The following is a 12446-nucleotide window of genomic DNA, read 5'->3' on the forward strand; positions in this document are numbered from 1 at the left end:
CTTCCAAACGCGGCGGCAGCGGACACTGCGCGCCAGCCCCGGTCAAGCCGCTCTCGGCAGGCGCAAGCCTGGCGCGAGGCTGCCGACATGCTTGAGATCGGCGATGAAGCGCCTCGTCTCGCTCTCCTTCGCCTCCTCGTCCGGCAGCCGCAGCAGATAGGACGGATGGACGGTAGCCAGCAGCGGCGTCCCGTCCGGCAGGACAAGCTCGCGCCCCCGCGCCGCCGCCAGCGGGCCGGCATGGCCGGTCAGTGCCTTGAGCGCAGTCGCGCCCAGCGCCACCACCAGTTGCGGCTTGACGAAGCCGAGCTCGATATCGAGCCAGAAGCGGCAGGCCTTGACCTCGCCGGCATTCGGTTTCTCGTGGATGCGCCGCTTGCCGCGAAGCTGGAATTTGAAGTGCTTCACCGCATTGGTGACATAGGCTTGGGCGCGGTCGAGCCCGGCATCGGCCATGGCGCGGTCGAAGACCTTGCCGGCCGGGCCGATAAAGGGCTTGCCGGCGAGATCCTCGTGATCGCCCGGCTGCTCGCCGACGAAAATCACCGGCGCATTGCGCGGGCCTTCGCCGAAGACCGTCTGCGTCGCGTCGCACCAGAGATCGCAGCGCCGGCAGGAGCGCGCAGCCACGGCGGCGTCCTCCCAACTCTCGATCGCGGAAAAATCGGAGGTGGCCGGTTCGGAAGTCGCCGTAGCCCTGCGCTTCTGCGGTGAGGTCGGAGCGCTCATGATCATCTCCTGCGTTCGCCTGGTGGCATCGGCGATCAGGGGAGAAATCAGTTCGGCCTCCGGCAGGTTCCGCCAGTATTTCACCGGCATCTCCGCCTTCATCGCCTTCGGTTTCAAGCGGGCCGGGTTGAAGATGCTGGCGTAATAGGTCCGCCACCATTCCTCCATCGCGTCGCTGGTTGGCGCCTGTGCCCGCGTCGCCGCCTCGCCGAGCTTGAGTTCGCGCCCGTCCCAGAGCAGCGTCCCGCGCGGCGTCAGGATCGTCCAGCGCATGGTGGTGAACCGCTCGACGAAGAAGGGCGCGACTTTCTCCAGGATGTGGTGCTCGGGCTCGAACCAGGCGACGAAAGCCTCGCCACCCTCCCCGTCATCGACCTCGCGGAAGCGCACGAAGGCGGTCATCTTGTGCATGTCGCGCCGGACCGAGCGCGCCAGAGCCTCGGCGCGGTGGACATCATGGTCGGAGGCGATCTGGAGCAGCTCACGCTCCTCCTGCAGGCGCCAGAGCAGGCGATAGAGCAGGTCGAAGCGCGCGGGATCGCTGTGGCAGATCACCTCCTGCGCCAGCCCGACGAAGGCGCGCGGCACGCTCAGCGCCCTGTCCTCGCCGCCCTCGACCACGTCCTCGCCGAACAGGCCGGTATCATGATCGCCGACGCGCCAGTCGATCGCCGAGGGCGCCACCAGCGCTTGCGCGAAGCGCCGGGCGAAGCCTCGCCAGCCTTCGAAATCGGCAGGATGGGACAGACGCGCGACGAACATCAGAGCAGCGCCAGTTGCTGCGGCTTCGGCGCCAATTGCGCTTTCAGCCGCTCGCCGTCGAGCGCCGCGCCCGGCCGCCAGTCGCTGGTGACGATAAACTGCCGGAGCACGCGCAGCGAGCGCACTAGTCGCCCGACATCCTCCAGCCGCAGGCGCCGGAAGCGGCGCATGGCGAGGATACGGTCGACGCTGCGCGTGCCGAGCCCGGGAATGCGCAGCAGCAGTTCGCGATCGGCTCGGTTGACGTCGACCGGAAAGCGGCCGCGATGGCGCAGGGCCCAGGCGAGCTTGGGATCGACGGCAAGGTCGAGCATGCCCCCCGGCGCCGCAGCCATGATCTCGTCGACCTCGAAGCCGTAAAAGCGCGTCAGCCAGTCGGCCTGGTAGAGCCGGTGCTCGCGCATCAGCGGCGGCTCCGACAGCGGCAACTGCTTCGACGAGTCCGGAATCGGGCTGAAGGCGGAATAGTAGACCCGGCGCAGGCCATAGGCGCCGTAGAGCTGGGCGCTGCGCTGGAGGATGGTGGCGTCGCTGGCATCGTCGGCGCCGACGATCATCTGCGTGCTCTGCCCGGCCGGCGAGAAGGCCGGCGCCCGCTTCGAGCGTTCGCGCTCGGCGGCGGCCTCGTCGATCCTGAGCTTGAGGCCCCCCATTGCGCTGCGGATGTCGAGCGGTTGCTTCTCCGGCGCGAAGCGCTTGAGCGAAGTCTCGCTCGGCAGTTCGACATTGATCGAGACCCGGTCGGCGAAGAGCGCGGCGCGGTCGATCAGATCCTGGCTCGCGCTCGGGATCAGCTTGAGATGGATATAGCCGCGGAAATCATGCTCAAGCCGCAGGCTCTCGGCGACTCGCACCAGCTCGCCCATGGTGTAGTCGGGCGAGCGGATGATGCCGGAGGAGAGGAACAGCCCCTCGATATAGTTGCGCTTGTAGAAGTTGAGCGTCAGTGCCACGACCTCCTCGACCGAGAAGCGCGCGCGCCGCACATTGCTCGAACTGCGGTTGATGCAGAAGACGCAGTCGTAGGAGCAGAAATTGGTCAGCAGTATCTTCAGCAGCGAGATGCAGCGCCCGTCCGGCGCATAGGAATGGCAGATGCCCGAGCCCGTGGTCGAGCCGACGCCCTTGCCGCCGACCGAATTGCGCCCGGCCGTGCCTGACGATGCGCAGGAGGCATCATACTTCGCAGCGTCGCTGAGGATCTCCAGCTTCTGAAGCGTGGTGAGCTGTGCCAAGCTCGCCTCCTTGTTCATGATATGTTCTATACTGGACCAAACGCCTCTAGGCCGCCAGAGGTTCCAGGTTGCATGATCGTCGCACCCCACGCAGCGCGACGGATCGGAACCTGCCTCCCGCCGCCGCGTTCTCTGCCCCAGAACCAATCTGACGGGGGATTTCCCATGTTTCGCATTCTCTTGGTGATCGCGGTCATCGCGATCGGCTACGACGCCATCGTCCATCAGGGCGCCTATTCGCGCGACCTCTGGTACAAGGCGGTCGGCGCGAGCGAGCGCGTCGTCGACGAGGCCAAACGCGTCGGCCAGCGTGCGCCGGACGAGCCGCCGCGATCGCAGATGAATTGAGTGAGACCGTCATGCTCGCCCTTGTGGCGAGCATCCACGTCTTGAACACCGCATGTGATCAGGGGAGCAAAGACGTAGATGGTCGGGACGAGCCCGACCATGACGAAAAAGGGCAGTGTTTAAGCCGCCTCCCTCGCTAGCGCCGCCCGCTCGACCTCCCCGGCAATGGCGTCGAGCAGCGCCGTCTCGTCGCCGGCCAGGCCCTCCATCGCCGCCATGCGGGCGAGCACGGTCGCGGCGACCTTCTCTTCCACCGTATCCTCGGCATAGGCGTAGAAGATCGTCGCGTGCTGGCCGTCGCGATGGCAACGGCCCTCGATCTGCTGCAACTGGATCGCGCTGTGGCGGAGGTCATGGACGACCAGCGCCCGCTCGCGTTCGCCGCCTGGCATCTCGGCCCGGTGCAGCGAGATCGACTCGGTCACGGTGAAGACTACGGCGTCGAGGTGGCCGGTCTGGAAGGCGATCCGCGTCGCCTCGTTGGCTTCGCCCGAATGCTCGCCGGTGATCGAGCCGACGCGCCAGCCCTTGCCCGACAGCTTCTCGGCCAGCATCGCCGCGGTTTCGAGGAAGGCGACGGAGATCGCGACCTGCTCGTCATTCTCCAGCAGGTCCTGGCAGAACTCGGCCGTACCGGCGGTGCGCAGGAGACTTGCCTTCTGGCGAAAGCGCAGATCGGCGGCCCAGCCGGCCGGCTTGCGGGTCGAACCGCCGGCGAGACCGAGCTCACGCCGGAATTCGCGCCAGGTCGCGTCGTACAGCTTGCGTTCGCTTGCATCGAGCGCGACCGGAGCGAGCTCGCGCTGCACCTCGGGCCAGCCGGCGATTTCCTCCGGCCGGCGGCGCAGGCCGATGGCGTTGGCGCCGCGATAGAGCAGGTCCGCCATCACCTTGCGGTCGCTCTCGTTCGGCTCCCAGCTCCAGTTCTTCCAGCGTCCCTTGGCCCTACCCATCTTCAAGCGCTTCATCAGCGCCCGGAAGCCGTCGAGGTCGCCGCCGGGTGTGCCCGTCGCCTCGCTGAGCAATCTCGCCAGATATGAGAGTTCGTGCGGCGCCTGCCCGGCCGTCGCGCTCATATAGATCGTGAACTGCGCAGCGGCCGCCATCTGCCGGCAGACCAGCCCCTGCTGCGAGTTCGGATTGCGGATGCGATGGGCCTCGTCGATCACCACCAGCGGCCAAACCCGCTTCGGCGTGCCATGCTTGGCGAGCTCATTGTTCTTCGCCCGGGTCGAACGCTTGTTCGAGGCCGGCGGTGGCGCGAGCAGCGACTTGGTCCGCTCAAAATTCATCAGGGTGAGCTTCTTCGCCGGCAATCCGGCATGGGCGATGGTGCGCCGCCATTGCGGGATCGCGCCCTTCGGGCAGATCACCAGCACCTCCTGCTCCGGCATCGCCGAGATGGCGAGCCAGGCCGAGAGCGTCTTGCCGAGCCCGGTGAGGTCGCCGAGAAGGAAGCCGGGCTTACCGGCAGCACGCGCTGCCAGGATCGCGTCACGTGCCACGAGCTGGTGCGGATGCGGCACCATGATCTCGGGCGCATCGCCCTTCGCCGCTGCACTCATGCCTGCCGGGCCTCCGGAACCACAGCCCGCTCGGTCGCCATGGTCGCGAGCACATCGGCCTGCTGCAGTTCCTCGATCAGCGCCCCCATGAAATTGGTCACCACCTTGGGCAGCGCCCGGCCCGACATGCTCTGGATCTGCAGGCTGCGCGGCGGCAGGTCGCCATCCCTCAGCGGCAGGGCGACCACCGACCCGTCACGGATCGAGGCGCCGAAGGATATCGAGCTGGCGAACATCACGGCCCCGCCGAGTTTGCAGAAATGGCGCAGGCTCGCGACATTGGTCGAGGTCAGCACCGCATCGACGGTCAGCCCGCGGGCGGAAAAGTAGATGTCGACGATCTTGCGCACCGTCGCCTCGCTGTCGAGCACCGCAACCGGGTGGACGAAGATGTCCTCGATCCTGACCGCCTCCTTGCCCGCGAGCGGATGATGCGGCGCGACGAAGGCATAGGTCCGCGCCGCGCATTGCCAGTTGATGGTGACGCCGCGCTCCTGCTGCAGCACGAAGGTCAGCCCGAGATCGATCGTGCCGGTGCGGACATGCTCGGTGACGACCTGCGGCGACATCACCTTGACGTCGAAGGCGACGTCCGGGTGCTGCTGGCGGAAGGCGAAAATCACCTCGGGGATGAAGCTGACGGCGAAGCCCTCGGTGACGCCGAGCCTGATCAGGCCCTTGCTGGCGCCGCGCAACTCCCGGATCTCGCTGACGACCTGCTCGCTCTCCAGCTCGAGCCGCTGGGCATAGGCCGCGAGCGTCTGGCCGGCCTGGGTCAAGATCATGCCGTGCGACCGCCGCTCGAACAGCGCGGCATCCAGTTCCTTTTCGAGATTGGCGATCTGGCGGCTGACGGCTGAGCCGGCAACGCGCAGGCGCTGCGCCGCGGCGCTGATCGAGCCGGTCCGCACCACCGCCAGGAAATACCGCAAGGCCGGAGTCTGCATGCGCGTGCAGTAGCGGCCCCTTGCCGTCTCGGCAACGATCCGTTCGATTCATTCTTATGGCGGCAAGCACGAAGCTGTGCAGAGTTTGTGTCGCCGGCGTGACGGTGGCCCATGGCTGCCCGCCGACCGAGACAAGCGACAACGCTGCGAGGGGACAACATGCGCTTCTTCGACAAGGCCTCAACGGCCCTGGCCGCAACCATTCTGGCTGCGACCGCCTTTACGACGCCCGCCTTGGCCCAGAAGGCCGCCAACACCGTCCGCTTCGCCTATGATCAGGCGCCGGAAAGCGTCGATCCGTTCTTCAACAATGTCCGCATCGGCGTGATCATCGGCGCCAATGTCTGGGACACGCTGATCTACCGCGACCCCGCCACCAACGAGTACAAGGGCCAGCTCGCCAAGAGCTGGAAGCAGGTCGATGACAAGACCATCGAGTTCGAGCTGCGCGAGGGCGTGAAGTTCCACAATGGCGAGGAGTTCGACGCCGACGACGTCGTCTACACGCTGAACTTCATCTCCAAGCCCGAGAACAAGGTCGTCACCCAGGGCAATGTCAACTGGATCGCCAAGGCTGAGAAGCTCGACAAGTACAAGGTCCGGCTGACCACCAAGGAGATCTTCCCGGCCGCGATCGAGTATCTCGCCGGCCCGGTCGTGATCCATCCGAACGAGTATTACGAGAAGGTCGGCCCCAAGGGCCAGAACGAGAAGCCGGTCGGCTCGGGCCCCTACAAGGTCTCGAACTATGTGCCGGGCAAGTCGATCACGCTCGAGCTCAACAAGGACTACTTCAAGGATTCGCCGAAGCCGCAGCCCAAGGTCGGCAAGATCGACATTCGTTTCATCCCGGATCGCCAGACCCAGATGGCCGAGATCCTCTCGGGCGGCGCCGACCTGATCATGCACGTGCCGAAGGATCAGGCAGACCAGCTCCAGACGGTCCCGACGCTGCAGGTCGTCTCCGGCGAGACGATGCGCATCGTCTTCATGCAGATGAACATCCTCGACGGCACGCCGGCCCCCGCCCTCAAGGACGAGCGCGTGCGCAAGGCGATCATCCACGCCATCGACCGCGAGGCGATGGTCAAGAACATCGTCGGCACCGGCTCGCGGGTGATCAATACGATCTGCTTCCCCTCGCAGTTCGGCTGCACCGACGAGGGCGCGGCGCGCTACCCCTATGATCCGGCCAAGGCCAAGGCGCTGCTGGCGGAAGCCGGCCATCCCAGCCTGACCATGGACATCGTCGCCTATCGCGAGCGCAACCAGACCGAGGCGCTGATCGGCTATCTCCAGGCCGTCGGCATCAAGACCAATCTGCGCTTCCTGCAATACGCCGCGATGCGCGAGCAGATCGCCACCAACAAGGCGATGCTGACGCACCAGACCTGGGGCTCGTTCTCGGTAAACGACGTCTCGGCCGCGACGCCGAACTACTTCGCCTTCCGCAGCGAGGACATCACCCGCGACGCGGCCGTGCGTGACCTGCTGGAGAAGGGTAACAACTCGGTCGATCCGGCGGTGCGCAAGGAGGCCTACAAGGCCGGCCTGAAGATCATCGCTGACAAGGCCTATGCCGTGCCGCTCTATTCGCTGCCGGTCTACTACGTCGCCAACAAGGACCTGAACTTCAAGGCCTATCCGGACGAGCTCGTCCGCTTCTGGGAGATGGGCTGGAAGTGACGCGCAGGCGCGTTCCCCTCCCCCTTGCGGGGAGGGGCTAGGGGTGGGGGGCGGCAAGCCGGAGCGCGACATACGCACGTCGTACCGAAGCCGATGCCAGCCACCCGAACTTCCAATCACTCGCCCCCCACCCCTGCCCCTCCCCGCAAGGGGGAGGGGTTCGCGTCGCAGTTCCACACTCGACGAACGGACCGCTGGAAGCTCCGCATCATGATCAGCCCCGGACGCACCCCATGCTAGGCTTCATCGTCAAACGGCTCGGCCTGGCGCTGCTCGTCGCGCTCGCGGTCTCGGCCATCGCCTTCTTCCTGCTGCGCCTGTCCGGCGACATCGCGGTCGCGATCGCCGGCGAGGGCGCGCAGCAGGCCGATCTGGACGTCATCCGCAAGACCTACGGGCTCGATCGGCCGCTGCTCGTCCAGTATCTCGACTGGCTGCTCAAGACGCTCTCCGGCGATTTCGGCACCTCTATCTATTTCAAGACCGACGTCGCCACGCTGGTCTTCGCCAAATTGCCGGTGACGCTGATCCTCGGCCTCTCCTCGCTCGCCTTCGCCTTGGCGATCTCGATCCCGCTCGGCGTGCTCGCGGCGATCTACGCCAATAGCTGGATCGACCGGCTGGCGCTCGCCATCGCCGTCTTCGGCCAGGCGATGCCGAACTTCTTCTTCGCGCTGATCCTGGTCATGCTGTTCTCGATCACGCTGCGCTGGCTGCCGGTCTCCGGCTCGGGAACCTGGCTGCATTATGTCATGCCGACGATCGCGCTCGGCTACTACACCGCGCCGGCCTTCATGCGCCTGATCCGCGCCGGCATGATCGAGGTGCTTTCGGCTGATTACATCCGCACCGCCCGCGCCAAGGGGCTCTCGCCCTATTCCGTCGTCATCACCCACGCGCTGCGCAACGCCGCGGTGCCGGTCGTGGCGCTGACGGCGGTGCAGCTCGGCTTCCTGCTCGGCGGCTCGGTGGTGATCGAAACGATCTTCGCGCTCGATGGCCTCGGCTACCTCGCCTATCAGAGCATCACCTACAAGGATTTCCCGGTCATGCAGGTCATCGTCCTGCTGCTCTCGGTCGTCTACGTCCTGCTGACGCTGCTGGCCGACATCGCCAATGCCTGGCTCGATCCGCGCATCCGGGTGTCCTGAGATGAGCGACGCGACCTCCCTCCCCCTCGCGGCCAGCGACGTCACCGGCGGGCGCCGCCTGCTGCGCCGGGCGCTGGCCCAGAAATCCTTCCTGTTCGGCTTCGGCCTGCTGGTGGTGTTCATCGTGCTGGCGCTGCTCGCCCCCGTGCTGGCGCCGCACGATCCCTATCTGCAGAACCTGACGGCCCGGAACGTCCCGCCGTTCTGGTACGAGAAGGGTAACTGGATTCATCCTCTGGGAACCGACCCGCTCGGGCGCGACTATCTCTCGCGCCTGCTCTACGGCGCCCGCATCTCGCTGATCATCGGCGTCAGCGTCGTCGCCATAGCCGGCTTGATCGGCACGACGATGGGCCTGCTCGCCGGCTATTTCGGCGGCCGCATCGACATGGCCGTGACCTTCATGGTCACCACTCGCCTCGCCATGCCGGTGATCCTGGTGGCGCTCGCCGTCGTCGCCATCATCGGCTCCTCGCTCTGGATCGTCATCCTGGTGCTCGGCCTGCTGAAATGGGACCGCTTCGCCGTGGTGATGCGCAGCGCGACCCAGCAGGTCCGCTCGCTCGACTACATCACGGCGGCGCAGGCCTCCGGCGCCAGCACGACCCGCATCATCCTGCGCGAGGTCCTGCCCAACATCGCCCCGCACCTGATCGTGGTCGCTACGCTGGAAGCGGCGAGCGCCATCCTGCTCGAAGCCGCGCTCTCCTTCCTCGGCCTCGGCGTGCAGCCGCCGCTGCCGTCCTGGGGCCTGATGGTCTCCGAGGCCAAGGCCTACATGTTCTTCTCGTTCTGGCTGATCGCCCTGCCCGGCACGGCGCTCGCCCTGCTGATCTTCGCGATCAACCTCGCCGGCGACGGCCTGCGCGACGTGATCTCGCCCGACAAGCGCAACTGATATCTGACGGAGTGACCATTATGACCCGCGCCAAGGCGATCGCCCATGCGCTCGACTATTTCGACTCCGGCAGCTTCAAGAGCGACCTGTCGCGCCTGATCGCCATGCCGACCGAGAGCCAGAATCCGGATCGGGCGCCGGTCCTTGCCGAGTACCTCGACAAGGAGATGCAGCCGCTGCTGGAGAGCCTCGGCTTCACCTGCACGATCCTCAACCATCCCAAGGCCAAGGGTCCCTTCCTCTTCGCGCAGCGCATCGAGGCCGAAGGCCTGCCGACCATCTTCGGCTACGGCCATGGCGACGTCATCCGCGGCCTCGACGCGCAATGGGCCGAAGGCCTCTCGCCCTGGACCCTGACCGAGCGCGGCGACCGCTGGTATGGCCGCGGCGTCGTCGACAACAAGGGCCAGCACCTGATCAACATCAGCGCGCTGAAATCCGTGCTCGAGACGCGCGGCGGCACGCTCGGCTTTAACGTGAAGTACCTGATCGAGATGGGCGAGGAATGCGGCTCGCCCGGCCTGCGCGAGCTCTGCACAGAGCAGAAGGAGCTGTTCAAGTCGGACGTGCTGATCGCTTCCGACGGGCCGCGCCTCAATGCCGAGCGCCCGACCATCTTCCTGGGCGCTCGCGGCGGCGTCACCTTCGACCTCACCATCAACGCCCGCGAGGGCGGCCACCACTCCGGCAACTGGGGCGGCATCCTCTCCGACCCGGCGATCCAGCTCGCCCATGCCATCGCCTCGATCACCTCGCCCACGGGGCAGATCCGCATCCATGAATGGGTGCCGAAGGAATTGCCGGCAGCCGTGCGCAAGGCGCTGGCCGATTGCGAGATCGACGGCGGCCCCGATGGCCCGACCATCGATCCCGAATGGGGCGAGCCCGGCCTGTCGCCGGCCGAGCAGGTCTTCGGCTGGTGCTCCTTCGACGTGCTGGCGATGAAGTCGGGCGTCCCGGAGACCCCGGTCAACGCCGTGCCGCCGAGCGCCTGGGCCCGCTGCGCACTGCGCTTCGTTGTCGGTATCGATCCGGACGACGTCATGCCGGCCCTGCGCCGCCATTTCGATCGCCATGGCTTCGGCATGGTCGAGGTCACCAAGGCGCGCGATGCGGTCTTCAACGCGACGCGGCTCGATCCCGATGATCCGTGGGTGGAATGGGCTCTGGCCTCGCTGCAGAAGAGCACCAACAAGAAGCCGGCTTTGCTGCCCAATCTCGGCGGCGGCCTGCCCAACGACATCTTCGCGGATATCGTCGGCATGCGCACGATCTGGGTGCCGCACTCCTATCCCGGCTGCTCGCAGCACGCCCCGAACGAGCACGTCCCGGTCGCGATCCCGCGCGAGGCGCTCGGCCTGATGGCCGGGCTCTACTGGGACCTCGGCGAGAGCGACCGCCCGGCGCTCTGAGCAGGGTTCAGCGCGCGGGCTCCTGCGGCTCGCGCGGATCGCGGGCCGGCGGCAGATCGATCGGCGACGCCGGCGGCCCCTCGGGCGGCGCGTTCGGCGGCAACTCCGGCGGCGGGTCGTTCGGGATGCCGTTCGGCTCGTTGTCGGGCGGGTTCTCGATCGGCGGCGCCGGCGAGACCTCGCCCGGGTTCATCGGTGGCAGTTCCGGGGGCGGCGTCGGGCTGGTCGGGGCGCCGCCGGCATTACGGGTCATGGTCATGAAGCACTCCTGAGCATTGGTCTTTAAACGCTCGCGCCTCGCGAAGGTTCGCGGAACAATGCCGCGGCTCGCAGCTTGGTTCGGCAGGCCCCAGGCAACGGAGCGAAGCCATGCCGCAGGATGGAAAGCCACGCGAGAATCCCGCCCTGCTCGACGAGCGCATCGAGAACGATCCGGTCCGGCCCGAGGATGCTTCGGTTCGGCCCGACCAAGATGCGCCGATCAGCGATCGTCGCCGCGCCAGCGACCAGAGCAATGTCCACGACGCTGGCAGCGACGCCAATGACACCCTGGACGGTCTGACCGAGCAGGAAGAGGCCGTCCGCCAGGCGGCCGAGGACATCCCGACCGGCCAAGACCCGGCCGGCAGGACCGAGGCGACACCCGTCTTCGATCGGGGTTCAAAGCCGCCCAAGGTCTGACGCGGGCGGCGTGATCGGTCGCGCGCCATCGTCGGCAGGGGGAGCCGCATGAAGAGATTGTCTCTGCTATGGCGACTGGCGACGATCACGCTCGTCGCCTTCGTCGGGCCGGCTTGGGCGCAGACCCCCGACCTCCTCGCTTGCAGCGGCCCCTTCGCCCGCGAGGCCGACGAAGCCTCCCTGATCAAGGCGTTCGGTGCCGGAAACGTCCAGCGCGCCCGCATCGAGATCGGCGAAGGCGAGAAGGCCGCCGGCGCCATTCTCTTTCCCAAGGACAGGAAGCGCCGGCTCGAACTGAGCTGGCGCGACGGCAAGAAGCGCCGCGGGCCAGGCACCATCTATGTCCGCGAAGGTTCGGCCTGGGCCGTGGCCGGGCCGGCGGGCGAGCGCCTCGCCATCGGCAGCGCACTCACCGCGGTCGAAGCCGCCAACGGCAAGCCATTCAGCATCCTCGGCTTCAACTGGGACTATTCCGGCACCGCCGCCGACTGGCAGGGTGGCAAGCTCGAAAAAGCTTTCGGCGGCTGCAGGCTGACGATCCGCTTCGGCTACCCTGAGGCCGCCGACGCCAAGGCGCTCGACCGGCTCTCCGGCGACAAGGAATTCTCGTCGGCCGATCCGGACATGCGCCTCGTCAAGCCGACGGCCTACGAGATTCTGCTGTCCTGGCCGGACTGAGCTGTCGTCTCAAGCTGGAGCGTGGCCCCACATGCTCCGTCATTCCGGCTGAAGCGAAGCGGAACGCCGGAATCCATCGTAGGGAACTGCGCTCTACGATGGATTCCAGAGCTACGCCGCTGCGCGGCTTGTCCGGAATGACGGTGAATTTGATCGAGAGGTGAATTACTCCTCGTCTTCCCTTGCGCGCCCTGTCTCGACGAGGATTTCGCGTTTTCCTGCGTGGTTGGCCGGTCCGACGATGCCCTCGTTCTCCATCCGCTCCATGATCGAGGCGGCGCGGTTGTAGCCGATCTGCAGGCGGCGCTGGATATAAGAAGTCGAGGCCTTCTTGTCGCGCAGCACGACCGCGAC

13 protein-coding genes are annotated in these 12446 nt (G+C 66.7%); 7 read left to right on the top strand and 6 right to left on the bottom strand.

The window, feature by feature from the left end:
* Positions 1–42: 42 nt before the first annotated feature.
* Together BMZ69_RS22805 and BMZ69_RS22810 are read right to left on the bottom strand one after the other, a co-directional pair.
* Positions 43–1491, bottom strand: coding sequence for a UdgX family uracil-DNA binding protein (locus BMZ69_RS22805; protein ID WP_092161113.1), 1449 nt, complete (start codon positions 1489–1491; stop codon positions 43–45).
* Positions 1491–2744 carry a putative DNA modification/repair radical SAM protein gene (locus BMZ69_RS22810; protein WP_092161115.1) on the bottom strand — a complete coding sequence of 418 codons (1254 nt, stop codon included), beginning with the start codon at positions 2742–2744 and terminating at the stop codon, positions 1491–1493. Before BMZ69_RS22810 ends, BMZ69_RS22805 begins: the two co-directional genes overlap by 1 nt.
* Positions 2745–2891: 147 nt before the next feature.
* On the opposite strand from BMZ69_RS22810, the gene BMZ69_RS22815 reads away from it, so the two are divergent.
* Positions 2892–3074: a hypothetical protein gene (locus tag BMZ69_RS22815; protein WP_092161117.1), complete on the top strand. Its 183-nt coding sequence runs from the start codon at positions 2892–2894 to the stop codon at positions 3072–3074.
* Between the two features lie 119 nt (positions 3075–3193).
* Here the strand turns inward: BMZ69_RS22815 and BMZ69_RS22820 are convergent, their stop codons facing one another.
* A complete protein-coding gene (locus tag BMZ69_RS22820) occupies positions 3194–4639 on the bottom strand; it encodes an SNF2-related protein (RefSeq protein WP_244543489.1) in 1446 nt (481 codons plus the stop codon).
* The gene (locus tag BMZ69_RS22825) at positions 4636–5586 is read right to left on the bottom strand and encodes a LysR family transcriptional regulator (protein WP_092161119.1); all 951 of its coding nucleotides are present in this window, start codon (positions 5584–5586) and stop codon (positions 4636–4638) included. The genes BMZ69_RS22820 and BMZ69_RS22825 overlap by 4 nt, the downstream gene beginning before the upstream one ends.
* Before the next feature lie 159 nt (positions 5587–5745).
* On the opposite strand from BMZ69_RS22825, the gene BMZ69_RS22830 reads away from it, so the two are divergent.
* The 4 genes from BMZ69_RS22830 (at position 5746) to BMZ69_RS22845 (ending at position 10733) form a co-directional block, all read left to right on the top strand.
* Complete coding sequence (locus tag BMZ69_RS22830; RefSeq protein ID WP_092161121.1) at positions 5746–7272, top strand: ABC transporter substrate-binding protein; 1527 nt, start codon at positions 5746–5748, stop codon at positions 7270–7272.
* 233 nt (positions 7273–7505) lie between these two features.
* Complete coding sequence (locus BMZ69_RS22835; RefSeq protein WP_092161123.1) at positions 7506–8423, top strand: ABC transporter permease; 918 nt, start codon at positions 7506–7508, stop codon at positions 8421–8423.
* A gap of 1 nt (position 8424) precedes the next feature.
* Entirely contained in the window at positions 8425–9321 is an 897-nt protein-coding gene (locus BMZ69_RS22840; protein WP_175506931.1) for an ABC transporter permease, read from the top strand.
* A 20-nt stretch (positions 9322–9341) separates the two neighbouring features.
* Positions 9342–10733 carry a M20 family metallopeptidase gene (locus BMZ69_RS22845; protein ID WP_092161127.1) on the top strand — a complete coding sequence of 464 codons (1392 nt, stop codon included), beginning with the start codon at positions 9342–9344 and terminating at the stop codon, positions 10731–10733.
* 7 nt (positions 10734–10740) lie between these two features.
* Here BMZ69_RS22845 and BMZ69_RS31730 read toward each other — a convergent pair whose 3' ends face one another.
* Entirely contained in the window at positions 10741–10992 is a 252-nt protein-coding gene (locus tag BMZ69_RS31730) for a hypothetical protein (protein WP_092161129.1), read from the bottom strand.
* Positions 10993–11102: 110 nt separating this feature from the next.
* Here BMZ69_RS31730 and BMZ69_RS22855 point away from each other — a divergent pair, with 110 nt between their 5' ends.
* Positions 11103–11414: a hypothetical protein gene (locus BMZ69_RS22855; RefSeq protein ID WP_092161131.1), complete on the top strand. Its 312-nt coding sequence runs from the start codon at positions 11103–11105 to the stop codon at positions 11412–11414.
* A gap of 48 nt (positions 11415–11462) precedes the next feature.
* Complete coding sequence (locus BMZ69_RS22860) at positions 11463–12092, top strand: hypothetical protein (RefSeq protein ID WP_092161134.1); 630 nt, start codon at positions 11463–11465, stop codon at positions 12090–12092.
* Positions 12093–12257: 165 nt separating this feature from the next.
* On the opposite strand, the gene BMZ69_RS22865 is transcribed toward BMZ69_RS22860, so the two are convergent.
* The coding region (locus BMZ69_RS22865) for a DNA translocase FtsK (RefSeq protein ID WP_139219152.1) at positions 12258–12446 on the bottom strand (189 nt) is incomplete at its 5' end.

Source organism: Allobosea sp. CRIB-10 (genome assembly GCF_900112185.1).
In the GTDB taxonomy this organism is placed as follows: domain Bacteria; phylum Pseudomonadota; class Alphaproteobacteria; order Rhizobiales; family Beijerinckiaceae; genus Allobosea.

Coding starts and splice junctions, on each gene's coding strand:
- BMZ69_RS22805 (WP_092161113.1), bottom strand. CDS start 1,491: ATGTTCGTCGCGCGTCTGTCCCATCCTGCCGATTTCGAAGGCTGGCGA.
- BMZ69_RS22810 (WP_092161115.1), bottom strand. CDS start 2,744: ATGAACAAGGAGGCGAGCTTGGCACAGCTCACCACGCTTCAGAAGCTG.
- BMZ69_RS22815 (WP_092161117.1), top strand. CDS start 2,892: ATGTTTCGCATTCTCTTGGTGATCGCGGTCATCGCGATCGGCTACGAC.
- BMZ69_RS22820 (WP_244543489.1), bottom strand. CDS start 4,639: ATGAGTGCAGCGGCGAAGGGCGATGCGCCCGAGATCATGGTGCCGCAT.
- BMZ69_RS22825 (WP_092161119.1), bottom strand. CDS start 5,586: ATGCAGACTCCGGCCTTGCGGTATTTCCTGGCGGTGGTGCGGACCGGC.
- BMZ69_RS22830 (WP_092161121.1), top strand. CDS start 5,746: ATGCGCTTCTTCGACAAGGCCTCAACGGCCCTGGCCGCAACCATTCTG.
- BMZ69_RS22835 (WP_092161123.1), top strand. CDS start 7,506: ATGCTAGGCTTCATCGTCAAACGGCTCGGCCTGGCGCTGCTCGTCGCG.
- BMZ69_RS22840 (WP_175506931.1), top strand. CDS start 8,425: ATGAGCGACGCGACCTCCCTCCCCCTCGCGGCCAGCGACGTCACCGGC.
- BMZ69_RS22845 (WP_092161127.1), top strand. CDS start 9,342: ATGACCCGCGCCAAGGCGATCGCCCATGCGCTCGACTATTTCGACTCC.
- BMZ69_RS31730 (WP_092161129.1), bottom strand. CDS start 10,992: ATGACCATGACCCGTAATGCCGGCGGCGCCCCGACCAGCCCGACGCCG.
- BMZ69_RS22855 (WP_092161131.1), top strand. CDS start 11,103: ATGCCGCAGGATGGAAAGCCACGCGAGAATCCCGCCCTGCTCGACGAG.
- BMZ69_RS22860 (WP_092161134.1), top strand. CDS start 11,463: ATGAAGAGATTGTCTCTGCTATGGCGACTGGCGACGATCACGCTCGTC.